Origin of the sequence: Novosphingobium kaempferiae (assembly GCF_021227995.1) — a bacterium.
Taxonomy (GTDB): domain Bacteria; phylum Pseudomonadota; class Alphaproteobacteria; order Sphingomonadales; family Sphingomonadaceae; genus Novosphingobium; species Novosphingobium kaempferiae.
Genome location: NZ_CP089301.1, coordinates 665028 through 688313, shown reverse-complemented (window position 1 = coordinate 688313; position 23286 = coordinate 665028). Strand labels below are relative to the sequence as shown.

The 23286-nt window shown below is 61.4% G+C and carries 26 protein-coding genes; 11 read left to right on the top strand and 15 right to left on the bottom strand.

Annotated features, from left to right (window positions below; translation table 11 throughout):
* Positions 1-37: 37 nt before the first annotated feature.
* From istB to LO787_RS03365, 3 genes are all read right to left on the bottom strand, one after another.
* Positions 38-838: an IS21-like element helper ATPase IstB gene (gene istB / locus LO787_RS03375; RefSeq protein WP_232494459.1), complete on the bottom strand. Its 801-nt coding sequence runs from the start codon at positions 836-838 to the stop codon at positions 38-40.
* On the bottom strand, positions 838-2124 hold the full coding sequence (gene istA, locus LO787_RS03370; RefSeq protein WP_232494458.1) for an IS21 family transposase: 1287 nt from the start codon (positions 2122-2124) through the stop codon (positions 838-840). The genes istB and istA overlap by 1 nt, the downstream gene beginning before the upstream one ends.
* Positions 2125-2477: 353 nt before the next feature.
* Positions 2478-5249 carry a putative bifunctional diguanylate cyclase/phosphodiesterase gene (locus LO787_RS03365; protein WP_232494457.1) on the bottom strand — a complete coding sequence of 924 codons (2772 nt, stop codon included), beginning with the start codon at positions 5247-5249 and terminating at the stop codon, positions 2478-2480.
* A gap of 308 nt (positions 5250-5557) precedes the next feature.
* On the opposite strand from LO787_RS03365, the gene LO787_RS03360 reads away from it, so the two are divergent.
* Positions 5558-6736, top strand: coding sequence for a GGDEF domain-containing protein (locus LO787_RS03360; protein WP_232494456.1), 1179 nt, complete (start codon positions 5558-5560; stop codon positions 6734-6736).
* Between the two features lie 123 nt (positions 6737-6859).
* Here the strand turns inward: LO787_RS03360 and LO787_RS03355 are convergent, their stop codons facing one another.
* From LO787_RS03355 to LO787_RS03330, 6 genes are all read right to left on the bottom strand, one after another.
* Positions 6860-7255: a type II toxin-antitoxin system VapC family toxin gene (locus LO787_RS03355; RefSeq protein WP_232496242.1), complete on the bottom strand. Its 396-nt coding sequence runs from the start codon at positions 7253-7255 to the stop codon at positions 6860-6862.
* A 10-nt stretch (positions 7256-7265) separates the two neighbouring features.
* Positions 7266-7925: an AbrB/MazE/SpoVT family DNA-binding domain-containing protein gene (locus tag LO787_RS03350; protein WP_232494455.1), complete on the bottom strand. Its 660-nt coding sequence runs from the start codon at positions 7923-7925 to the stop codon at positions 7266-7268.
* A 196-nt stretch (positions 7926-8121) separates the two neighbouring features.
* Positions 8122-8664 carry a JAB domain-containing protein gene (locus LO787_RS03345; protein ID WP_232494454.1) on the bottom strand — a complete coding sequence of 181 codons (543 nt, stop codon included), beginning with the start codon at positions 8662-8664 and terminating at the stop codon, positions 8122-8124.
* 32 nt (positions 8665-8696) lie between these two features.
* Positions 8697-9137, bottom strand: a complete 441-nt coding sequence (locus tag LO787_RS03340; RefSeq protein WP_232494453.1) for a hypothetical protein — start codon at positions 9135-9137, stop codon at positions 8697-8699.
* Positions 9138-9187: 50 nt separating this feature from the next.
* Complete coding sequence (locus LO787_RS03335; RefSeq protein ID WP_232494452.1) at positions 9188-9520, bottom strand: hypothetical protein; 333 nt, start codon at positions 9518-9520, stop codon at positions 9188-9190.
* A 58-nt stretch (positions 9521-9578) separates the two neighbouring features.
* Positions 9579-10142, bottom strand: a complete 564-nt coding sequence (locus LO787_RS03330; protein WP_232494451.1) for a helix-turn-helix domain-containing protein — start codon at positions 10140-10142, stop codon at positions 9579-9581.
* A 237-nt stretch (positions 10143-10379) separates the two neighbouring features.
* Between LO787_RS03330 and LO787_RS03325 the strand changes: the two genes are divergently transcribed.
* The 7 genes from LO787_RS03325 (at position 10380) to LO787_RS03295 (ending at position 16781) form a co-directional block, all read left to right on the top strand.
* On the top strand, positions 10380-10871 hold the full coding sequence (locus LO787_RS03325; protein ID WP_232494450.1) for an RNA polymerase sigma factor: 492 nt from the start codon (positions 10380-10382) through the stop codon (positions 10869-10871).
* A gap of 290 nt (positions 10872-11161) precedes the next feature.
* Entirely contained in the window at positions 11162-12100 is a 939-nt protein-coding gene (locus LO787_RS03320; protein ID WP_232494449.1) for a DUF7146 domain-containing protein, read from the top strand.
* A gap of 33 nt (positions 12101-12133) precedes the next feature.
* Positions 12134-14137, top strand: a complete 2004-nt coding sequence (locus tag LO787_RS03315; RefSeq protein ID WP_232494448.1) for a ParB/RepB/Spo0J family partition protein — start codon at positions 12134-12136, stop codon at positions 14135-14137.
* A gap of 310 nt (positions 14138-14447) precedes the next feature.
* On the top strand, positions 14448-14642 hold the full coding sequence (locus LO787_RS03310; RefSeq protein WP_232494447.1) for a hypothetical protein: 195 nt from the start codon (positions 14448-14450) through the stop codon (positions 14640-14642).
* A gap of 105 nt (positions 14643-14747) precedes the next feature.
* Positions 14748-14993, top strand: coding sequence for a hypothetical protein (locus tag LO787_RS03305; RefSeq protein WP_232494446.1), 246 nt, complete (start codon positions 14748-14750; stop codon positions 14991-14993).
* 238 nt (positions 14994-15231) lie between these two features.
* Positions 15232-16428 carry a DUF932 domain-containing protein gene (locus LO787_RS03300; protein ID WP_232494445.1) on the top strand — a complete coding sequence of 399 codons (1197 nt, stop codon included), beginning with the start codon at positions 15232-15234 and terminating at the stop codon, positions 16426-16428.
* A 149-nt stretch (positions 16429-16577) separates the two neighbouring features.
* Positions 16578-16781, top strand: coding sequence for a hypothetical protein (locus tag LO787_RS03295; RefSeq protein WP_103096922.1), 204 nt, complete (start codon positions 16578-16580; stop codon positions 16779-16781).
* 217 nt (positions 16782-16998) lie between these two features.
* On the opposite strand, the gene LO787_RS03290 is transcribed toward LO787_RS03295, so the two are convergent.
* Positions 16999-17670: a nucleotidyl transferase AbiEii/AbiGii toxin family protein gene (locus LO787_RS03290; RefSeq protein WP_103096920.1), complete on the bottom strand. Its 672-nt coding sequence runs from the start codon at positions 17668-17670 to the stop codon at positions 16999-17001.
* A gap of 5 nt (positions 17671-17675) precedes the next feature.
* Complete coding sequence (locus LO787_RS03285) at positions 17676-17939, bottom strand: hypothetical protein (protein ID WP_103096988.1); 264 nt, start codon at positions 17937-17939, stop codon at positions 17676-17678.
* A 780-nt stretch (positions 17940-18719) separates the two neighbouring features.
* Here LO787_RS03285 and LO787_RS03280 point away from each other — a divergent pair.
* Positions 18720-19013, top strand: a complete 294-nt coding sequence (locus LO787_RS03280; RefSeq protein ID WP_232494444.1) for a hypothetical protein — start codon at positions 18720-18722, stop codon at positions 19011-19013.
* A 748-nt stretch (positions 19014-19761) separates the two neighbouring features.
* On the opposite strand, the gene LO787_RS03275 is transcribed toward LO787_RS03280, so the two are convergent.
* The 3 genes from LO787_RS03275 to LO787_RS03265 all read right to left on the bottom strand — a co-directional run bounded on the left by LO787_RS03275 (position 19762) and on the right by LO787_RS03265 (position 20756).
* Positions 19762-20028, bottom strand: coding sequence for a hypothetical protein (locus LO787_RS03275; RefSeq protein ID WP_232494443.1), 267 nt, complete (start codon positions 20026-20028; stop codon positions 19762-19764).
* Positions 20029-20355: 327 nt separating this feature from the next.
* On the bottom strand, positions 20356-20562 hold the full coding sequence (locus tag LO787_RS03270; RefSeq protein WP_232494442.1) for a hypothetical protein: 207 nt from the start codon (positions 20560-20562) through the stop codon (positions 20356-20358).
* Positions 20562-20756, bottom strand: a complete 195-nt coding sequence (locus LO787_RS03265) for a hypothetical protein (protein ID WP_232494441.1) — start codon at positions 20754-20756, stop codon at positions 20562-20564. Before LO787_RS03265 ends, LO787_RS03270 begins: the two co-directional genes overlap by 1 nt.
* A 97-nt stretch (positions 20757-20853) precedes the next feature.
* Between LO787_RS03265 and LO787_RS03260 the strand changes: the two genes are divergently transcribed.
* Both LO787_RS03260 and LO787_RS03255 read left to right on the top strand, forming a co-directional pair.
* Complete coding sequence (locus LO787_RS03260; RefSeq protein WP_232494440.1) at positions 20854-21039, top strand: hypothetical protein; 186 nt, start codon at positions 20854-20856, stop codon at positions 21037-21039.
* The gene (locus tag LO787_RS03255; protein ID WP_232494439.1) at positions 21033-21302 is read left to right on the top strand and encodes a hypothetical protein; all 270 of its coding nucleotides are present in this window, start codon (positions 21033-21035) and stop codon (positions 21300-21302) included. The genes LO787_RS03260 and LO787_RS03255 overlap by 7 nt, the downstream gene beginning before the upstream one ends.
* A 335-nt stretch (positions 21303-21637) precedes the next feature.
* On the opposite strand, the gene LO787_RS03250 is transcribed toward LO787_RS03255, so the two are convergent.
* Positions 21638-22537, bottom strand: coding sequence for a PD-(D/E)XK nuclease domain-containing protein (locus tag LO787_RS03250; RefSeq protein ID WP_232494438.1), 900 nt, complete (start codon positions 22535-22537; stop codon positions 21638-21640).
* Positions 22538-23286: the final 749 nt, after the last annotated feature.

Genomic DNA, 23286 nt, shown 5'->3' with positions numbered 1-23286 from the left:
ATTTGACCCCTTGGGCGAAGTGAAGAACTGACCCCTTTCATGAAGTGGCGGCGTTGTTGATTTCGAGCGCAGATCCGGCCTTCTGCAGAAGGCCGGATCTGCGCTTTTCGCGAAGGCGATAGCTGTCTCCGCGAATGGTGATCACCGTGGAGTGGTGCAGCAGCCTGTCGAGGATTGCGGTGGCAACGACAGGGTCGCCGAAGACGCTGCCCCATTCGCCTACTGAACGGTTTGACGTGATCAGGATCGAGCCTTTCTCGTATCGCCGCGAGACCAGCTGGAAGAATAGATGGGCGGCGTTGGCCTCGAAGGGCAGATAGCCCAATTCGTCGATGATCAGGAGTTTGGGACGGCTTAGCTGGGTCAACTGTTTGTCGAGCAGCCCGTCGTCGTGGGCCTTGGCCAGCATCGCTACCAGGGTCGCCGCGGTAACGAACTGGACCGAGTAGTTCTGCCGGATGGCTTCCCGGCCCAGGGCGACGGCTAGGTGCGTCTTGCCGGTCCCGGGCGGCCCCAGGAACAGCGTCGTGTCGCCATGCGCGATCCACCGGCAGGTCGCGAGTTCGCGGATCTGCCCAGGATCCAGCGAGGGCTGCGCATCGAACTCGAAGCCGTCCAATTCACGCACGAACGGGAACTGGGCGAGCTTGCTCGCCATCGATATGCGCCGCTCGTCACGCCGGGCAATTTCGCGCTGGACGAGGAAGGTCAGGGACTCGCGCAAGGTCATTTCCGAACGCGCGGCCTCGTCCAGCAGGGTGTCGAGCTGGTCGCGGATCGCGGTGAGCTTGAGCCGGTCGAGCATAGCCACCAGCGCTTCGTGATCGATGGTCGCCATCACCAGCCTCCTCCGGCTACCGCCTCATACTCGGCGAGCGGGCGCAGCAAGGCCGGCGCCTGTACGGCTAATGGCGCCGCTTGCCGGACCAGACCAGTACCAACCAGCCCCGCCAGGTGGGCTTTGTCGGTGATCTGCTGGCGGCGGCCCTCGCAAACCGGGTGATCGGCTACGACTTCGCCGGCATGACGCACGATCACGCGGCCAGCCAGAACCACGACCTGCACCGTCTCACCGACCAAGCGCCAGGGGACCGAGTAGCTGTTGGTATCGAGGTCAATCGCACAATCGGGGCGAACCTTGCGGATCAGGTCCCGCAGCTGGCCGAAGGGAGCGCGGCCGCCCAAGGGTCGAAGTGCCTTGGCCTCATCGGCGAACCGCACGATGGGTAATTCGCCGGTCGTGCCATGGACACGCTGGTCGGCGATCTCCCGGTTCCACTGGTCGAGGTGCGCAACAAAGGCGCCCCAGGACGGGAAGCGGCGCCCGGCGATTGCATTGTGCTTCACGTAACCGACGCCACGTTCATCCTTGCCCTTGGTGCGGGCCCGATAAGGTGCGCATGCACGGGGCTTGAAGCCCCAATACCGGGCAAAGGCGTGAAGCCGGCCGTTGAAGCGGACCTCGCGTGTCGCGGCATCATGATGCTCGACTAGCGCCCTGGCATTGTCGAAGAGGACCTCGGTGGGCACGCCTCCGAAGCGTAGGAAAGTCCCCTCCATGCCTTCGAACCAGTCGATCTGGCGCTCGCGAAGCGATGGGCGGATATGCATTCGACGCGAGTAGCCAAGCGTTGCAACAAACATATGCACGCGGATCCGCTCGTCGCCGATCCAGACCCGCGCCTCGCCAAAATCGATCTGCAGTTGATGGCCGGGAGGCGTCTCGAAGCGCACCGTCGCCCGTTTCTGCGCCTTCAACTCCCGGCGCCAGCGCTGAACCCGAAGCTCGACCGACCGCAGGCCAATCTCGATCCCGTGCTCGCTGGCCAGTTCCTGACGCACGACATCGGCATTGCCGCCATGCCGGAAGAAACGTTCGCGCAGCCAGTCATCGAGCCCGTCGAATGCTGTCTTGCGCGTCGGTTTGTTGAAGGGGGCCGCACCGCCCGCACGAAGATAGCGGCGGACCGTGTTGCGCGCGCAGCCAAACTCCTTCGCAAGCCGCTTGGCTCCCCAGCCCAGTTCATGCAGCCGCATCATCGCGGCCACCTCCTCTGCCTGAAGCATTTCCTCTCCCTGCATCGACCTCAATCGTGCGGGAAACTCTGAAACACCTGTCGTCATCTGTCCCTCCTCTCGTCAAACCCGAGGGGGTCAGTTCTTGGATTCGTCAGGGGGGCAGTTTGTCAGTTCGGGTGACACATTCGGGGCGTGAGACTGAGATCAGTGCGTCGATGGTCGAGCGTATCTCCGCGCGGCGCTTCACTTTCCTGTTCAGACGTTCCAGCAGATTGGTAACCGGTATGAGGGTGTCGGTACCGATGTTTCTGCCGCGGCTCAGGTGTTGGCGGTATGGCGCGACCTGACTTTGGCTGATAGGAGCCGCTTATGCGACGCGTCACTGGCATTGATATCCTCTGAACCTTTGGCGAGGTGGTGATGCGGCAGAAAGGGCGGCTCAGGAATAAGCGCGGCCATTAACCTGCGGTGAGGACAGGAGCCCATCTTGCGGCATTCATTCCTGAGGCGATGACGGATAGCGCGGCCGGGGCGCTCCAGTCCAATACGACATCGTTGACATGGGCGGCGGCCATGGGCCGACCGAAGAGGTACCCCTGCGCTATATCGCACCCCTGGCGCGCGACGTGCGCCGCTTGGAACGGCGTTTCGATGCCTTCCGCGACGGTGGTGATGCCCAGGTTCCTGGCCAAATGTATGACCGCGCTGACAATGGCTGTATCTTCGCGGTCACGCGCATCGAGCCGGGATATGAACGAGCGATCGATCTTGAGCGTGTCCACCGGGAACTGCTTGAGATGGGTGAGGGAAGCATAGCCCGTTCCGAAGTCGTCGAGGGCAATCTTCACGCCGGCCCGGGAAAGGGTAGCAAGGGTCTGGCTGACCGTTTCGGTCAGTTGTCCCACGAACACGGATTCAGTCACCTCCAGCTCGAGGAGGGATGGTGAAAGTCCCGCATGCGCTAATCGATTCAGTATCCGATCCGCAAAGTCACCTCGTTGGAAATCCCCCGAGGCACCGTTGATGGCAATGCGCCCCACTTGGATGCCGCAGTCTAGCCACAATTGCAAGTCGGCGATGACCCGCTCGATCATGCGATCGGTAAGCTTCGAAGAAATGTCGGTATCATCGAGAGCAGCACTAATGGCGCCAGGTGAGCGCAGGCCGCCGTGGTGGTGCCAGCGCAGAAGGGCTTCGAAGCCCAGGCAGGCCCCGGAGCGAAGACAGACCTTGGGTTGATAGAAGGGAACGATACGGTCATCGTGCAGAGCTTCGCGCGCGTCGTACAGCATCTGCGTCTGCCGTTCCGCAGCGGTCTTCAGTGCGGGCTTGAACCAACAGACCTGACCGGGGCCCTCGCTCTTGGCCGCGTATAGTGCGAGATCGGCATTTTTATGGAGCTCTTCAGAAGTTTGGCCATCACAGAAGGCTGTCGCTGAACCCCCGCTCAGGCTCACATCGAGCTGGCGACCGTTGAAGGTCATCGGCGCGCTCGCTGCCGCAAGCACCTCTTGAACCGCAGTGACCGCGAGTTGGTCGTCCTGGGTGCCTGGGCAAATGATCGCGAATTCGTCCCCGCCCAGACGTGCTACGGTTGCGCGGGCTGGGGCGGCTTCGAGGAGCCGGGCAGCGATCTCACACAAGAGGGCGTCTCCCGCATCATGCCCAAGCGTGTCGTTCGTGGCCTTGAATCGATCAACGTCCAGAACGATCAACTGGACCTGACCGCCACTACGGCGCGCCTCATGAAGCACCGTCTCAAGACGCTCGCTGAACAGGACACGGTTCGGCAAGTTTGTCAGAGCATCATAGTGAGCCGCCTGCCGCAGTTTCTCTTCGTAGCGCTTTTGGCTCGTTACATCCTGGAGAGAGCCAATGAGCCGAGCGGGCCTACCATGCGAATCGCGCACGACGTAACCACGGGCAACCAGATGCAGGTAGGCCCCATCACCGGCCAGGAACCTGAATTCCTGTGTCCACTGCGTGAGGTCCGGCGCATCCAGGTTGTGCAATTGCCCTAGAACGCGCTTGCGATCATCGGGGTGAAGGCGCTCCACCAACCAGCCTCGCGACGTGCCATGCAGCGCTTCGGGATATCCAAGCACTGTTGCCGCGGCGCCGCTCCATTCGATCCGATCATGGCCGAGCGACACGTCCCAGATCACATCGTTGGTGGCAAGGGAGGCCAGGCGGTAGCGCTCCTCGCTCGCCTGCACGGCTTGTTCAGCAGCAACCTGGTCGTCGATGTCTTCTAGGTTCCCGTACCAGGAGAGGATCTGACCGTCCGCATCGAGGCGGGGAAGAGCACGGGCGCGGAACCAGCGAAAATCGCCAGCGGCAAGCCGAAGGCGATATCGAACGTCGGCATGTCCGCCCCCATCCGAGCATTCCAATGCAGCGGCCCAGATTTCCTGGACGTGCGGCAGATCGTCACTGTGAACCGCGGCCGTCCAACCCCAGCCGAGAGCTTCCTCACTTCTCATACCGGTCAGCTTCGTCCAGCGGGGACTAAGTTCGATAACGGCGCCGGTCTTGTCAGTGATCCACGGGATCTGCGGGTTGAGGGCGACGGAGTGGCGGTAGTGTTCCTGACTGGATTGAAGAGCATCGATGAGGGCACTCATCTCCGAACGCGAGTGCAGAGTTTCCCGGAAGGCGGCGTGGCTTTTGGAGAGCGATCGCAGGATGACGCCGGACGCTACAAAGAACGTGAGGCCGATGCCCATAAGATAGGTGTCGGATGAAAACACCAGTCGCGCCGTGACGGGGAGAGCGCCGAAGAGGAGGACGCACCATCCTGCCACCGGCAGCGCATGCAGACAGTAGCAACAGCTGATGGACCCCACAAAGACAAACAACGCTATCGAAGGAATACCGACAGGCTCGGCTTCGCTCATGAGCAGATACCCCCAACCTCCGAACGCGGAACTCAGGAGTACCGATGCCGCGACCGTGCCCATTAGGTAGCGACGAATTCTGGCGGGATCGGGATTTCTTCCGCGACGAAAGAGCCAGGCCGCGGCCCGAACCCCAATCAACGTGCAAAGCACACCCGGCACCCCGACGCTATGGGCGGACGGAACCTGCCCGTACGTCGCGGCCGTCAGGAAGAGCACGTTGACGGCCATGAGCGCGTACATCAGCGGAATTTGCGTCCGCAAAGCAGAGTATTGCGCCTGAAGAACCGCATCGGAGCCATGCGCGATCTGATTACGCGGACTGAATTTCATTGGCGGCATCACTATTTGGCGACTCTACACGGCCTGATAGAGCCGTTCGGTTAAAAATGAGTGTGGGTTATAGTGATCATAGAGGTTCTTGGGCGGAGGTGAGTGCCTACTAGGCCAAGCGCCTGCGCCCCGGGCGATTACCCTTCTCGGATTATGCACGGAGGCGCCAGCGATGCTGCTCCAATGCTGGGAAATCGTCGGCAAAGGCGCAACGGTTCGCCGCAGCAGTAGGTTTGTCTTAACCTCTCGGCGGGAGATGGTGATCGATGGAGAGAAGACGAGAAGCGCAGGGGCGAAGGGGAGGGGGTATGATGCCGTGGTCCGGACGCGGCGGGGTTCCGGTCTCGGACGAGGTCTATCGTGACCTGGTGTCGACCCTCTTCACCATGCGATTGCCCATAGCCGGTTTCGGCGCGCTCTACGCAATTGTCGGTTTGTTGATCTACCTGAAATGGACCGACACAATGATAGCCGGTTTGACCATTGCCGCAGTCGCGGTAACAGCTGCACGCGTCGTTCTCATCAGTCGCTATCATCGGTCTGGTGGTGCTTCCCAGGAGGTCGCCGCCCTGCGACGCTGGGAGTCCGCGTATGAGCTGCTGACCTATCTGTTCGCAATTTTGCTGGCGGCTCTCAACGTTCGGGGGCTCACCGCCCACGCCCCCCTGATCCATCTGGCGACGATTAGTCTTGTCTTCACGTTCGGAGCGGGGATCGTCTCGCGGACCTCCTCGAGATTGCGCCTTTGCATGGTGAGCGTCACAATCGCGGTGCTACCGACGGTGACCGCCATGCTGGTCCACGCCGCCAGCGATCATGCCGAGCGGCTCCATTCCGAATTCTTCTTCCTTGAGGCTTTCCTGCTAATTGCTGTCGGGCTGATGAGCCTGCAATCTGCAGCGCACCTCCACGCATCGGCCGTAGAGCACCTCTCGACTAAGCAGGACATGGCGAAGCTTGCAAAATATGATCCGCTGACCGGCTTGCCAAACCGCCTCTTGGTGCGCGAAGCCTTTCACGAGCTCTACAGCTTATCCCGCCTGTCACAAAGCCAGCTTGCGGTGCACTACATGGACCTGGACGGCTTCAAAGCGGTGAACGATCATTTTGGTCATCCCGCCGGAGACAAGCTGCTGGTCGAAGTGGCGCAGCGCTTGCGATCGACGATCAGAGCCTCTGATTTGGCATGCCGGCTTGGCGGCGACGAGTTCCTCATCATCCAGTCTGATGTCCGCCACCGAGATCAGGCCGAGTTAACGGGACGCCGCATCATTAGGCAGATCAGCGAAGCTTATGAATTTGAAGGTGTTACTATGCAGGTCACGGCCAGCATCGGGATCGCCATGGTACCGGAATGCGGGATCGAATTGGAGAAATTGATCGGCTGCGCCGACGCGGCCCTATATCAGTCGAAAGCGCGAGGCAAAGCACAGGTGCTATTCTTTGATCCTGATGATGATCCGCTTCCAGGGCGGGCAGCAGCCTGAGAAAGGTGTAAGACACTAGGCGCAGATGCCCCCCGCCCGGGCGCCGCTGCTCGAGGCGGAAAAAGTTTCGCTAACGCAGCAGGGTGACTTAATCTCTGGCTTTGCGTTATGGCTGTCGTCCTGTCACTGCACAGCCTCGATCGCGATGCCGATTTCAAGGGCAGCCCAAGAACTGTCAACGGTGACCGCCACTGCTGCGCGCGACAGTGCCAAGGCGAGGCAGGACCGATCGCCGAGCGACAGTGCAATCCCGCGTGTCGCGCCGCGAAGCATGGCTCCTGTATCGGCCTGCTCGCGATCCACCGCAACGATGTCGATATCGAGTTCGCCGAGCAGCAATCGGGCTTCCTCCGCCTCGACGCCGCGATCGATCAGCGTTATCAAGACTTCATGATAGCTTACCGCTGACACTAAGGCGCCGCTCAGTCGCTCCTCCACCTGCTCACAGCCCGGCTCGCCAAACAGCAGGCAGAGCAGCGCCGAGGCATCCAGCACATATACCGGCTCAGGCGTCGGCATGGTCAACGGCTCAGGCACGCGCAGCTTCGGCCCGGCGCTCTGCAATGAATTCCTGCGAAACCAGCCCGTCGTCGGGAGCAAACGAGCGCAGCCGCTCCTGAACGCGTCGCAATGCGGACTTGGCGGGTCTGATCCTGACTTCATCGCCTTGAAGCTCGAAAAGCACGGTATCGCCGTTTTCAAGGCCGAGCGCTCGCCGCATCTCCGCAGGCAACGCAATGCGTCCGCCCGCGATAACCTTGCCCCGCACTATCGTCATGTCACTCGGTCCAAATTCCGTAGCATCGTGGAACCGATACCACGCACGGCATTTCGGTATCAAGGCGCTCGGTGCCCCGCTGCCGTCCTGCAAGAGGCTGGCAATCTGCATGCTGTCTGCCGCTACCCGATCGATCAACGGCGCCAGGGCTTGGCGCATAGGGGGTGTTAGACTAAGATCAGTACGTCGGTGATCGAGGGTATCTCCAGTTCTTCTGATGGCACCCAGCTCTTCGAGCCGTCCCGCACGGCGATGCGCCTTCGAGGCAACCTCGTCGACCGTCAGGCAGGCCTGGAAGAGCTTTCGTCCCTCCAGTTCGGCGAGGTAGATGCTGAACAGGGAATAGAAATATGGTTTCGCGGAGAGGACCGGACCCATGCGCTTGCCCACTTCCTCCTCGAACTGCAGCATTAATCGGCAAATTGCTGCGCGCGCCTGTGACGAGAGGTGGTCATCCCGCGTGCCCCCGTCCGGCAAAGGCGTCGCTCCTATCATTTCCACGCCACTGTCCTGATATGTGGCAGGTGTTGGTCCCGGCGATCTGACAGCAAGTGCCAGGCGACAGCGCAGCCGCAACAAGGCGGTGGAGGCGAGAAAAGTGGCCCGTTCATTTCAGATATCCGGCACGCCGGAAACTTACCACGCCGCCCCGCGCGACGATAAAGTGGTCGTGGATGATAATGTCGAGAGACCTTGCTGCCTGAGCGATGCGACCCGTTGTATCACGATCGATCTGTAAGGGTTCCGGATTTCCCGACGGTCGGTTGTGTGCAAGGATGATGGCGGTCGCTCCCAGCTCAATACATCGTTTCATGACCTCGCGTGGATAGACGTGCACTGCCGAAACCTTTCCGACGGCCATCACTTCGTCCGCGATGAGTTCGTTGCTTGCATTCAGGAAAAGTATCCGGAATTGTTCGACGGGATCGAATGCCATCACACCGCGCAAATAATTCACCACATGCGTGTCGCCTGGAAGCAGGGGGCGGGCTGCGATCTGGTCTCGCAGCAGGTGTCGGACGGCGGCGGATACGCGCTGAAACGTCTCTTTGACCATGCTCGCATCACCCAGGATCATCGTGCGGTCGCGGCGCCGCGCGGCCAGCGTACCTCCCAGTGAACCGAACCTGCCCAGCAACTGTGAAGACATGAATCCGGCATGCTCGGGGTGAGTGATGCCGATCAGGTCTTCCAGGATGCGTCGGCACCCCACAGACCCAACCGTCTGCAGTGCCGCCGGGTTGCCACGAGCAGAAGGACCTGTGCGATCCAGCTCCACATCGCCGCAGCTGTCATGTAGGCCGCCCAGTCCGAGCCGGGCGCGAAGAGAACGCCAATGTGAACCAGCACTTCTGCTCCAAGAAGCGCCGTGATCCAAAGCGGCCAGAAGCGGGTACTTCGGATGGAAAGCCATAGAAATATACCCCATATCGCAACGTCGGTCACGAGGATGCCGGTCTCGATCTGATAGAAGCGTGATCCCGCCGGCTTCACCATCAGAGCGCTGGTCCAGGCGCCCGCAAAGAGAGTCAGCGCGCCGATCTGCTCCGGCCTGCCGCCTCGGATCAGCGCGTAAAGCGTGCTGAATGCGAGCAGCCCAAAAAACAGGAGATGTCTTGTCACGAACCCCCCAGGAATAGGGGCGGGCGGCTTTGCGCGGCCCGCCCTGGGTTTCAGACTACGTGCAGCTGTGGCAACTCGGCCGAATTCGGTTTGATGAGATCGCCATAGCTGGTCGGGGGCAACCCGATCTCGTCACTGGCATACTTGAGGTTCGCATGGGCCGCGACGATCTTGCTGCGCGTTTCGACCACCAGCATCAAGGCAGATGCCGAACTCAGGATAGCATCCTGACCGACGATCGCTGATATCCGGCCATCAAGCCGGGCCAAAGGCAACGCGGCGTTCAACTCGGCAATACGGGCCACTGCGAGATCAAGGGCGTCTTCGGCGGCGAAAAGTCGCTCGGCGACCGTACGGGCAATGGCTTGGCGTTGAGCACGCATGGTTTCTCCTTTTCCGCTCCTTTGGGAGACGGGCGAATGCGATTGGATGAAAAGGTGCTCAGGGACGCAGCAGACTGGTCAGTCCCGTGAGCAGCGATGCGGCGGATCCGACCCCGACGATAGTCCCGAGGGTCATAGCGCCGATGACGATCATGGTATGGACGGTCGTCAGGTCATTCTGCGATCTCCCGCGAATACGCATCGGCACGAGGTCCATCAAACCTGGAACAGCTGAGACAACGAAGTGATCTTGCTGCTGCTCTGTGAGCTCGATTGCAGGTGTGTCCGCGTCGTTGGTGACGGTCACACCTGAGGGAAGATCAGCCGGATCGGAAACACCCAGAAACTGGGGGGGTAATTTCTTACCCATTTCATCCTCGGAAAGTTGCTGCTCCCAAAGCGCGAGGTAGCGAGCCGCCTGTCCGCGGGCGGGCACACCAAGCGTCTGGCAGGCAGAAGAGATATGTTTGTACGCAACGCCGACGGAGATCCCCAGCTTGATTGCGATCTCCTTGGTTCGATAGCCGTTCGCGACCAGTCGCAAGCAGTCTCGCTGGCGGGGAGTGAGGCGCTGCAGCAGCGCCTCATTTTCACGGACCCAAGTCATCGCGTGCTTGTCCACTACGGTCTCCTGCGTAGGACCTGCCCCCGGCCAGCCGCAGGTTGCAGGTCAACTCTATCTTCTCTCCCGCTCACCAAAATTTATCGTTCAGACGTAACTCCATAATCCGGCGGAGGTAAATACCGGACGGCGTAGCTCACGTATCCTTACTTGCCCAGAAACCATATCTTTCGACGGAGCGTGGCACAGGAGGGAAGGGGGGCGGAACCGGTAGGTTTACTCTCCGGGAGCCCACCCATGACAACCAAGCATGGCCATATACTGCGCAAATACATTCGCGCGGTCGTCAGACCACCGCGACGCCTTCTGGATATCATCCGCCGGGGAAGTCGGAAGATCATGCGATCACGTGTCAAGGCCGCGCTCCCTGCGCTGAGGGCACTTTCAGCCCGCCCAGTGGCGACCCTTAAGCCTGAACCCAAAGCGCCGCAGCAATGGCGCATCGGTACCGTACTGTCATTACCGCATGCGCCGGGCCGGGCGGGTCACCGATCCGGCGATGGTCCACGTGTTAGCGTCACCCCCATGGCGAGGCAGATCGCCCGCATGCAGGAAACCCTGGACAGCTTGCCAAAGATGACACGCGCCATCTTTATCGCGCATTGTCACGACGAACTCACATTCGAAACGATTGCCCAGCGCTTCGGCATCCCCGTTTGCGACGTAGTGCGCGAAATCTCGCTTGCGCTTGTTGCCCTTGATGGCGTCGACAGCGAAAAGGATGTCTGAAGGGCGGCATAATCCGTCCCCCTTCCAGCCAGCAGCGTCGTGCGTCTGCCGGCGACCCTCCCGCCATTCAACCTCACGCATCGCCGCAACCGGTGCCCAGGTCCGCGAACATGTGGCGAACCGCCGACAGCAGGGTTGGCGAAGCGCCCCTGGCAATTTCCGATGCCCGCTTGTGCAGCTGTCAGTGGGCACCGCGCTGAGGGTCATCCTCGATACTCCATACCCTTCAATCGCCACCGGACCGCCGCTCGAGGTGGCGGCACGGCGCATTTCTGGACAGGAGCGTTCCCATGTTCTTTCACTGCTCTTTAAGAAATCCCGACCTCGAAGCCCTGGGCGCCGAAATCGTGACGCGCCTTGGCGGAACCTGGCGGCCCGGGAAAGGCCTATGCCGGTGCCCTGCCCACGATGATCGGCGACCTAGCCTCTCGGTCCGGGTAGGTGAGCGAGCCTTGCTCTTTAAATGTTTCGCCGGCTGCGACACCCGCGATGTGATCCGCGCGGTGCGCACTTTAACCGGAGAAGCCCTCTCACGCGGTGAATACCAAACTGCGCCCGGCGGGTGGATGAGCCCGGAGTTATGGCGCCGCCGGCGTGCCCTGGCAGTGTGGGAAGAGGCGGCAGAGATTTTCGGAACCCCCGCGCAGTTCTACCTTCGGCGGCGCCACATTACGATCCTGCCCCAAGCTCTGCGTTTCCATCCGCGCACCCCGATCGGGCTCGGCTCCGCGCTCGAATATCGCCCCGCGATGATAGCCGCCTTGTGCGAGGTCGATGCGTTCGGCAGCAAGCGCTTCCACGCGATCCAGCGAACCTTCTTCGATCGGAAGGACGCGCGGCGCGCACGCGATCTGCCGGATCCTCGCATGACGCTGGGGCGGCCGGCAAATGCTGCGGTGATGCTGGCCGAGGCCACCTCGGAGCTGGGGCTTGCCGAAGGTGTCGAGACAGCGCTGTCGGCTATGATGCTGTTCGGTATCCCGGTCTGGGCGACACTTGGCAGCGACCGCCTCCATCAAGTCACGATCCCCTCGAACGTGACAAGGCTGATGTTGTTTCCCGACAATGATCCGGCCGGTGTGCTCGGCAGTATGAAGGCAATGCAATCTCACGGACGACCGGGCCGCACAATCGAGACCGCGTTCCCGCCCGGACTTTTCAAGGACTGGAACGACGTGCTTCGGGTCGGAGGGGAGGGAGTGGGGGAGTGGTGGCGGCAAGGGGCCTGACGGTCAGGCTGTCACCGCCAGGAGACTACCGACATGACCCAACTTCCTATCCTTGTTCGGGCATCGAATCTCGCCAAGTCGCCGAGCAACGTGCGCACTGTCAGCGATGCGGTGGCCGATGCCCAGCTCGAGGCGAACATCGCTGCGAAGGGCGTGCGCCAGAACCTCATCGGCGTGCCCGTTTCGCGAAAGAAGGGGCACTACCGTATCATTGCCGGCGGCCGCCGCCTCGATGCGGTCCATCGACTGATCGCCAAGGGCGTGTTCGACGCCGACTATCAGCTCGCCGTGCTGGTTCTGGGCAACGCGAAGGACGCGATCGAGACCAGCCTCGAGGAGAATTTCTTCAATCTCACCATGAATCCGGCTGACACATGCCGGGCCTTCCAGGACATCATCGAAAGCGAGGGCAAGACGCCCGAGGACGTGGCCAAGCGCTTCGGTCTCACCGAGCGTTTTGTTCGCAGCCGGCTTCGCCTCGCTGATCTCGCCGATCCGGTCTTCGAGGCACTGCACAACGGCGAGATTACGCTGAACGTGGCGGTGGCCTACGCCAGCAACAGCGACCGGGCGCGGCAGGCGGAAGTCTTCGAACTGCTCAAGGACGGCTACTACCGGACCAACGTCAACGAGATCAAACGCCAGCTCGCCGAAGACACATATGTCGGCAGCGATCCCAAGGCGCTGCTGGTCGGACGCGACGCGTATATCGAGGCAGGCGGCCGGGTAGATTTGGACCTCTTCTCCGACTCGACCACCGAGCGCTGGATCGATGGTCACCTCCTCAATCGTCTTGTTGCGGACAAGCTGGCGGTCGCGGCCGAAACGCTGCGCGAACGCGAGGGGTTGGCGGAAGTCCGGATCATCCCCGCGACTCATGTCACCTATAACGAGACCTGGGATCTGCGCCCGCTCAAGGGCGAAACGCCCGAGCTGACCACCGAACAGCAGGCGCGTCTCGAGCAACTCGCGGTTGAAATCGAAGCGGCCAACGAGGCCTGGGATGAGGCCGATGGAGAGGGCCGGGCCGACCTGGCGAACCATGTCGAGTTGCTCGAGACGGAATATCGCTCGATCGAAAACCCGGCGCCGATTCTGACCGACGAGCAGAAGGCCGGGGCGCTCGCCTATGTCGTCATTGGTCATGACGGAGAGCCCCGGCTCCACGAGCAGCTTTACATCGCGCCGGTCGAGGAAGAGGCCGACGAAAACAACCTCGAGGAAGGCGGGGACTACGATGCGGTCGAGACTGCGGTCGTCGCTGCAGCGGGCAAGACCACCTACAGTCAACGCCTTTCGCAGGAACTGGCTGAGATGAAGAGCGAGTTGCTGCGCGTCCATATCGCCAGCGATCCGCGCTTCGCCCTCGACCTGGGTACCTTCTGGATGGTCGACAAGGCGACCCGGCATTCGGGCGGTTATGACCTCGCGACCGAGCTCACGGCCGACAAGCCCTCGTCGCCCCTGACCGGGTTCCAGAGCGGTACGTTGGCCGCCGAGGAATGGGGCAAGATCGACGAAGCGCTCGATCGCAGCTGGACGGAGGCGGGCGACACCAGACATCGCTACGACGCGTTCTGCGCGCTTCCCGACGAGGCGCGCGCGGCGTGGCTCGCCTGGGCAGTTGCCCGAACGCTGCATGCGGTCACCGCGGACAGCAAGGCGGTCACCTTCGTCAATCATCTCGGCATCAAGCTCGACATCGACGTCGCGGCCTGGTGGCGCCCGACCGCGAACAACTATTTCGACCGCCTGAGCAGCAAGGCCGCGATCCTTGCCCATCTCGACGAGATTGGCGGGCAGGAGCTTTCGAGTCGTTATGGAGCATCGAAGAAGCACGATCTCGCGACCTCGGCCGAGAAGATCTTCGCAGGCACCGTGCCGGTCGAAGCGGGAATCCAGGATGCGGCGCTCGCCTGGGTACCCGATGTCATGCGCTACGCCCCGGTGCCAATCGTTGACGAAGAAGTCGAGCTGTCGGCGGTGAACGTCGAGGGGCATGATCCGACTGAGGACGAGCTGCCCCAGGCTGCCTGATCGCCCCTGAAAGTTCCGGGGTCGTGGCGATGCTGCGGCCCCGGGGCTTTTGGCGTTCGATCGCACTAGTCTATTTCGCTCTGACATAGGCGGTAAACGCCTCATCCAGCCGTTCCCGCATCGCTCCTTCGACTGGCTCGGCCTCGTGCCACGGCCCTCCTCTTTTGCCGCAGCCCGGCTGGGAGGGAAGGGGGAGCAGGGCTGGCGGACCGAGATGGTCCAGATTCAACCCGGAGTTTGACCCCATGTCCCACCCTCTGTTTGCGCTCGTCCCTTCCCACCAGCCTGAAACCACACCGGCGCGACCCGCATGCAGGCGATCGCGATGCGGGCAAGCCTTTGGCAGGATATCGATCGCAATGAATTTCAAAAGCTTTGGGAGGCAGAGGCAAGCGAGACCGAGGCGAGGGTCGAAATCGAGACCGTCAGTGTCGCGACCGGCCTCCTGCTTCCCGTCTGGCACCGGCTGCCACAAAAACGACGTTCGTGTCTGGCAGATCGATGATGGCGAGGGCACGTCGATCCTGGGGCGGTTGATCCCGGTTGATGCCGTGCGGGCCTGCGGTCGGCGTTCGGTCTTGATGGCAAGCTCGAACTTACCGGCACTGAAATGATCGCGGCCGCTCAAAAAGGACCGGGCATCGCGACACCGGGCCTTGGTGGCGCAATCCTGGCGCCGGCTTTGGTCAATGGCACGCGCCGGCTCGAGATCCGCAATTACCGGCCTGAAGATCACGAGCGGCTGAAGGCGCGCGGTGCCTTCAGCGAGGTCATTCAGTACAGGACCCGGCTATTCGTGCCGCTGGACCAGTCGAACGAGGTGGTCGAAGCGATCGTGGCGATGACACGGATTTGATTTGGGGGACGGCTCTGGCCCGCCAACAGCTCAGAGCGCGTCGAGGTCATGACGGGTGACCCATGCCGACATCCATCGGCTCGCAATATGATCCTGACGGGCGCCTGCTTCACGAATGGCTGAGCAGGCAAGCCGCCTTCGACTGAATTCTCGGCGCCAACGGTGGGTGGAGGGAAGGGGGTGGGGATGAATTGGCCTGTCCGAAGCGGATTGGCCTTCACATCAAGGAGATCCTCTCATGGCAACGCTTGCTCAGCAAAATGATGCGCCTCGAGATTCCGGAGCATACAAGGTCGATATCACCCGCGGTCGCAACATCGGGCGGGTTTCGTCCGAATGGTTTTCGCGTCCCGATGACGAGAAGTTCCTGTCGCTCGATGCGCTTTACGACAATGTGCGCCGCCGCGCCGAACGCGCTCACACTCGCGTGGTCGAAAGCCGCGACGTGCGTATCGAGGCGAGCATGGATAACCCCGAGCGCCTGAGCCTTATCGTTCCGGGCGAGGCGGAACCGATCGCGCCGACAAACTGGTCCTTCGGCCAGCTCTCCAGTCTGGTGGGCGCACCCGCCTCCTATCTCCGCAATCTTCCGGCGGCTCTTGCCGGGATCAATCTCCAGCACGGCCTGCTCAGCCACCGGGACGAACAAGTGAAATTGCTCAAGACCCATGAAGGCCGCGCCGAACTGCGGGCCGTTACCGGCCCTGATTACGGACGCATCTGGGATCACGAGCTGGTCGCAGCCGCCATGAAGATCGCTGGCAATGGCGTTTCGGATACACGCTGGAAGGTGCCCGGCGTCCTCGACTGGGGTTCCATGCAATACAACCCCTATGTGGACGTCACCCGCGAGACGACTACGCTCTACGCATCGGATCGGGATGTTTTCCTGTTCCTGGTCGACGACACGCATCCCATCGAAGCTGGCAAATTGCCCAATGGTGAGCCCGATCTCTTCTTTAGAGGCTTCTATTGCTGGAACTCAGAAGTCGGCTCCAAGACTTTGGGAGTCGCGACTTTTTACCTCCGCGCCGTGTGTATGAACCGCAACTTGTGGGGCGTTGAAAATTTCAAGGAGATCTCGATCCGGCATTCCAAGTTCGCAGCCAACCGTTTTGCCCATGAAGCCGCACCCGCTCTCGAGACCTTTGCCGACAGCTCAGCCTCGAGCTTCGTCGAAGGCATCAGGACAGCACGTGGCCGTATCGTCGCACGCACCGGTGAAGATCGCGAAAATTTCCTGCGCAAAAACGGCTTCTCCAAGTCCGACACGGCAAAGATCATCCAATCGGTGATCGCCGAGGAGGGGCACCCGCCCGCCAGCCTGTTCGACTTCGTTCAGGGCATCACCGCTCACGCGCGGGCGAAGTCCCATCAGGACACAAGGCTCGAAATCGAAGGAAAGGCGCGCAAGCTCTTCGCCAAGGCGAACTGAGGTCACCTTTCGGAAGGGCTCCGCCAAGGCTCTCCGCATTGCCCGTGTCCACCACCGGACCGACGGTCCTCCAATCTTCCCAATGACCCATCGCGAGGCGGCTTCGACCTAGGTCGGAGCCGCCCTTTTCGTTGCGAAAGGATCAAATCATGCACATTTCTGCCCAGACCGAGTTGCACAGCTTCACCGTCGACGTCGAATTCTCGAGCGGCGGCGAACCATATGCTACGGAGACTTACAATGTCGAGGCCAGCGACTGGTATCGCGCTCAGCGCGACGCGCTCGAGATGTCGGTCTTGAGTGCCTACGACAATGTTCGCATCCCCAATCTCACCCGTCGCGTGATCGTCTGATAGCGCAACCAGCTTCTCCTGCGGTCCTCCGGACCACGGGAGAAGTGTCGCTTCCCACCTGGCTGTTGCACCAAACTAGCCACAAAAGCGCGGGTCCGGCGAGGCTGGCGATATGGCCAGCGCTGTGGCGCGATGATCGCCACGATACCAACTGGAAGAGGCGGTCAGGTAGGGCCCCGCGCTGCGCCAATGGCGCAAAAATAGGGCAGGTTCGTGCTCAGGCGAGAGCAGCTTCCAGAGCCGATCGGGATATCGAGTGAGCGAGGGCGATGAGGTGCCGATTGTGCTCACGGTACATCAGTTGGCTCGTGATCGCCTCGACCGCTTTCGGGTTGACTTGCCTTATTGTCGCGAGCGCGATCTCGCAGCGATCCGCGCCGCATTCCCTAAGCGCTGCGGCAACGTAATCCATGCCATGGCTTTCCGTCACGGCGGCAAGATCGAACATGTCCCGGGGTTGGAAATTCCGACCCCGAAAATAGACCTTCTTCGCGATGATCTCCGCCGGCGTTTCAAGGTCCACGGGCTGTCCCCGTATGTCCTTTCGGTTCGCTGAGCGATCGAGGATGGGGTGACAGCAGATGAAGTCGATTTCGCCGAGACTTTCGAACGCAAGCTTCAATGCCCGCGTGCCATCCGTCTCGTAACTGTCCGGGTGCCGCGAGAGCGCATACTCCTGAGTTTCCGGGTTGAGATAGGCAAGCAGCTGTGGATCGTCGATGAACACGTCGATGTCATGGCTCTCGCGATGATCGATCTGCAGCATAAGCGCAGTTCCGCCACCAAAGCTCCACGATGGCCTGATGCCCGTGCTTTCACGCAGCCGGTCCAGCAATTCAATCATGATGTCGAACAGGACCGGCCATTCACTGGGCCGCCGCGCTACCATTGTATTCAGGCAGCCAGAGGAAGCGTGTAACCGGAAAGCTGCGCGAACTGACTAGCCACGGCACTTACCTGCTCGCTATCCACGCCCATGCCGGCTATGAATTGCTGCTGAAGCGCGGGAGAAACCTCGGAAAAGAACGCAAAAACCGACGCGTTGAATTCGTGAGCACTGCCGGGGTCGGCAATAAGGGCGGCGAGTTGATGCGCGGACAGGTCCACCCCGTAAGGGGCGTTCACGGTCGTCAGCACCAGGGTCTCTACGTCGCTCATCACTTTCCCATAACGCGACACCGGCCGCGTTCGTTTCCCCGATATAACTCGCCATCATTTACAAAACAAGAATGGTGGGAGCACCGGGTCAAGCGACGGGGTGCTGAGAACTCGCGGCCAACTTGCTTCTTCTTCCATGTAAAGCGCTGGGCAGAACGCGCGGATCCAAGCCATGCCTGCTCGCTGATGTGTTGTCATCGACGGCCTGACCCACAACCTCCAGGATCACACGCACCGTAGATGTGCCCGGCGGTCATTACGTATCACAGCCGTTCAATCCACGTTCGCTCACGCCATCCAGTCCACCGGGGTCCGCGCTTGCGCGACCTCGTTGGCGAACGCGTCAGCCTGACAGCACGATATTGATCGATCCGTTCGATAACCACCAGTCCCGCAACTCCCAGCCGGGCGATCAGCGCAGCTCGGTCTCTGTGCGATCGACCGAGCCCGATCCTCCCGAGCGAGCTATAGAAAAGGGTCTCGTTGCCCGAGCCGTGCTTTTCCGGCGCTGCAGGAATTTCGCGGGACTGGAAGGAACATCGCACTCCCATAAAGGTATCGCCCTGCGGGGGACGGCGCGGTAAATGGCGCGCGACGAGGGCTTCGACCTGTCCGGCGCCGACAAGCGCTGCTGTGAAGCGCCATCGCAGGCGGCCAGCCTGGGCTTGAGTTGTCCCGGAACTCTTTGCACTATTCGTCGCCCGGAATCTGCAGTTGCCACGCCTAGCCGTTCGTTCCCTCTTATCCAGCTCTATTGTCATCTGCTGAAAGGACCGACCGATGGAATACCGCCAAAAGCTTGTCGATGCGGCCGTTGAGCAGCTTCGCTACCTTACCGGTGAACAGGTCGACCAGCACGGCACGTTTGTGCAGGTCGAAAGCGGTTTCAAGATGGCGCGGCTGATCGAGGCGGTGATGCGGGTGGCGTTCGATCATAACGAGCCGCTGGTCCGCGAACTGGCGATCAGTATCACTCCGCCCGGCGAAGACTGGACGAACTATCGGGACCAGGCCGCTGACGGCTTGGTCGCTGTGCGCGGCTCCATCCTGTCGCAGCTGGATCCCTTGCCGTGAGGCTGGCAACCCCGCTGCCTTATGCGGGCAACGATGGCACGATCTGGGGCCAGCCTGAGCCCGGTGCCGACCTTTCCATGCGACAGCTCACTCCGCCTGCTTAATCATAAAGCGTGTGTTCCCCGCAGTTTCAGCGCCCGCGCGCGGTTCCAAACCGCCTCTCCGCGCAAACTAGTAAATCCGCTTTTTGCAATGCTCGGAGCAAGAGGCGCGATGCGATCCACCAAGGGTGCCACTTCTCGGCGGGATCGGCGACATAGTCCCATCCGACGGAAAGACGAGGCACAAGCCCGCCTGTAGCTACCTCCGCTGCAAGTGTCTGACGGGTCACCCAGGGCCATGTTTTCACGCATCTCCCTTCGCGCCGCGAAAGCTGAGACCCGTTGTCAACATTCCGGGATTGCCGCCGCATCGGTTGCAAAAGCCAGGCACTGAACCTTTCTCGGAACAACGGAAATTGCCGCCCGCTGGTTACCTGCTTGTCCTATCCGGGGAGCACAGACTGCCTCACGCGTCCAAAATTGAGTACTACGCCGCAAAGCAGGGCCGCCGCTCTGGCAGGTTTTACTGGATAGTTGGTCTCGACATTGCGCTCTGGGCCATACTCGGCGGCATCCTCTTTGCCGCTACCCGATAAAGCAAGATGGCCCAGCACTGCGGGGCAGGCCGGGCCAGTTGATTGCAAGGGCATAACGCTTCGGGTCGCAACTGGATCATGCGTCAGCGCTGCGACAATTTAAAGACGAAATCAGGCGCTGATACCCTTGTCCAGAATTACATCGATCATGGCGCCCCAAGCTGCGGTCATGTCGGCGCGATCAACACAATGACCGCGTTCGTCGCCGAGCAGCTTTTCGCCGGGGATGCCGACGTCGGGCGTCGCATCGAGCAGGGCGGTAAGCACGGCGCGGACATCGCGCTTCAGATACTCTTGCGCCATCGGCGCGAGATCGTCGCGCTCCTCAGCGGTTCGTTCGTAAGCCAGCACTCGCGCCGCGTGCGCGAGCAGGACCATCCATTGATCTCCATGTCCGGCCGCGAAAATCTATCACCGTCGAGCATTCCCGCCGGCCACAAGCTTCCACCGATTGAGGTGGATCTGAAAGTTGCGGGTCCTGCAGTACGGGTCCATGCCGTGGTTACCCGGCGGTTTCGTCAGGAAGGTCCAGAACCACTCGACCCGCGACCCTTCGACGACGCCATTGATTGCCAGCCACGCCAGCGCCAGGCGCACTTCGGGTCGCGGCGAAATCGGTGCCTTGTCCGCCTCTACGGCCGCGGCGTCGAGGATGTCAATCGCGAGTCGTTCATGCGAGAGGGCGAGGGCGGCGGAATGGACGCCTTAGCCATCGTGCGCGGGGTCGCGATGCGCGACCTTCAGGAACGCGGCGGCATATTGCCGGAACATCCGCTGCCAATAAGGCCCGGCCAGTTCCCACGGTTCCCATTCGCTGCCGGGGTCGCTGTCGATGCACGACGCCCACATCTCCTGCGCAAGCTCGTCGGTCAGCGCCTCGTGGTCGTTCGTGGTGCAAATCCGGCAGGCCATCAGTCGCGCTCCACCGGCAAGCATTCGACGTCACGACGTCCGCACGCCCTGGACTTCAGCCGCGCCTTGATGGCCGGCATGCGGGTGTCGAGGCCCTTTGTAATGCAGCTTTTGGAGGTGGCCTTCGGATCGAGCCGGGCGGTATGGCTGCAGGCGCATTGCACGCCGACATCGACGCCTTCCTTGCATTCCAAGATGGAGTGATTCTGAAATGCCCCACCTCGCCAGAATGGATGGCCCGCTCGACCTTGGAGCCTGCGGGACCAGAACGAAGTCGCTGCCTTTTGGTCGATGGATCCTGGAACAAACCGAGCGGGGCGGTTCGTCGGTCAGCTTGCGTCCATCGCAAAGTCGGATCGCGGTTTTCCAAGAGACGGCACCCCGGATGCGGTGCGCAAGCGCCTGGGCGACACCGGCGCCGATCCGGAGATGTTCGAAGCCGTCGACGCCGCCGAACTGGATTGGGTGTCATGGTGACCGACGAAGAACTGATCGCGCTGGCACAGCATTGCTTCGAGCAGGCCGATCGCGCCGATGCCACGCAAGGCGACTGTCGGCAGCTCCGCGACATCTTCCCGGCAGTGCTTCAGCGCCTCCGCGAGAAGGTGGAGATCACGCGGCATCTCATCGAGCCCGACCGCACGGTGATCGCCGGGCCAAAGGGCAAGGAGAAGCAGGCCGCTTTTGCTGACGCTTCGTCGGATGACGACCAGATGCAGCTCTCGCTGCTTCCGCTCTGAAATCGGGCCAAAGGCGCAAAAGGGCAACGTAGGGTTGTCGGAAATCTGATTGGCCGAAATCATGGCGAAGTGCGTGTCGCCCGGCGATGCCTGGATACGCTCGCCTGGATCCTGTAAAAGACCTGGATCCTGTGAAAGGAAGCGTCCACGCTCCGGCGTGTTACGGCATTTTCGCTCGGCGCTGATCAGTCGCTCGGCGATGGCAGACGGGCTCGACCAGGAGGCTGGCTGCTGTGGTTGTTCGCCAATTACGTAATGGCCAGCCTCAAGATCCTTCCGATGACACAGCCGTCGCATTGCTGGCGCCCGGAACCGGGAAGACGACAACGAGACGACTATGTATCTGCTGAACTACCGTCAAGCGGGGACCACGGGACGCGTCGGTTCCGCGGCGGGATCATGCCCGGCCGCTGGACGAAGATGACATCTCGTATTCGCAAGTCTCGTTGACGAAGTGCAGAGCGCAAAGTGTCGTAGCGCTCGGAGTGAGCGACGTTGCTGTCATCGTAAATATAAACAATCATCCGACCCCAGCGCGGCAGGTCCATGAAATAAAGACCCAAATCCCCTGCGAACTCCTCCTCGATCTTGCTGAAGTCACTCGCGGAGCGGGCCATCTTGACCTCCACTATGGTCTTCAGCCTCCGGACCCCGAAATCGAAGCGTGGCTGTTTCTGCCCGAAGCCCGGCAGATATTGCTCGTCGACCAGGTCGTCCCCGAAACGAGGCTCGAGGATCGCCCAAAGGAAGGCCTGAACATGTGCTTCGGAATCGATCAGCCAACGCGCCGGACCGATTTCCCTTCTGTTCGGTCGTGCATCCCAAACCCAGCGTCGGAAAGCCGATTGTGTGGCTTCGAGCATCACCGCCAGGCTGTCAAAGTCGGGAACGAGTTCAGCGGATATCCGATTTACGAGCAAATCGAGTGCCGACAGCCAGATTGCCGCGCGCTCGAGCTCACCCTCGGCGGGGCTGGGGGAAGAGAGCAGGGCCGTCACCAGGTCCCTTAGCTGTTCCACCGAAAGAGGCGGTACAGTTACAAAGGCGCCGGGCCAGCGCTTGCGCAATACCAGGTCAGTCGCCAGCACATCGGCCGATCCCTGCGGATCGGCGCGTAATTGGCCGGCGCCGTCAAGCAGGTCGGCCGCCAACTGTCGAGCCCGATTGGACCAAGCATCGGGTTCGATATTCTCGTTGGCGACATCCCGCAGCCATGTTCGGCGCTCGGCATTCATGCCATCCGTGTCGTCGGCCTTTGCGATGCCGGCGGCGATACCCAGCAGGGCAAGATCATCGCTGCAAGCGGGTCGCGCCCACTTCTCGATCGACCGCGTAGCCGATCTGCCAATACTGCGCGCCTTTCAGTCACCTGGGTCATAGATCGCATATCCGGTGTCTACAATCCACGTCGATCGGCCCTTGTCGCCGACCAGTTCGAGTAGGCTCCGAAGTGCCGACGACGGGTTGGCGCTCGCTGCTGCGATGCCGATGAAGATCGACCTTCACGGCGATGCTGCCCGACATGACCGACAGTTCTGCGCGCGGGACCTACTTTCCTGTCGGTATGCCCCAATTACGGGCGTCAGCTCAAAGACAATGAGTGGGTGCCAGACCCAGGGACTGGTGGAAACCAAGCCTGACACCCACGATGCTGCAAACCGGCCAGGTCACAGCACCTTTTGTCGGCCTTAGCCGGGGATGTCGCACATGCATAGCGGTCGTTTTGGATTAGGAGGCCTTCAGCGCTCTTTGCCTCAGGAAAGTGCTGGCCCAGCGCCGCGGGGGGAGGGTGACTGGTCGCTGGGCCACAAGTCTGCGACTGGCTTGTTCTGTTTGGGAGATCAACGGAACTTTCGGCTTTTGCGTTCCTGATCGATATGCAGTTCGTCGCATATTCGGAGTGCTCCGAAAGGTGGGCCTGGCCGTCGCAGTGGGCCGAGATGCCCAGCGGCCGCGCCCGAGTATCCAGGCTCCGGAAGAAGCG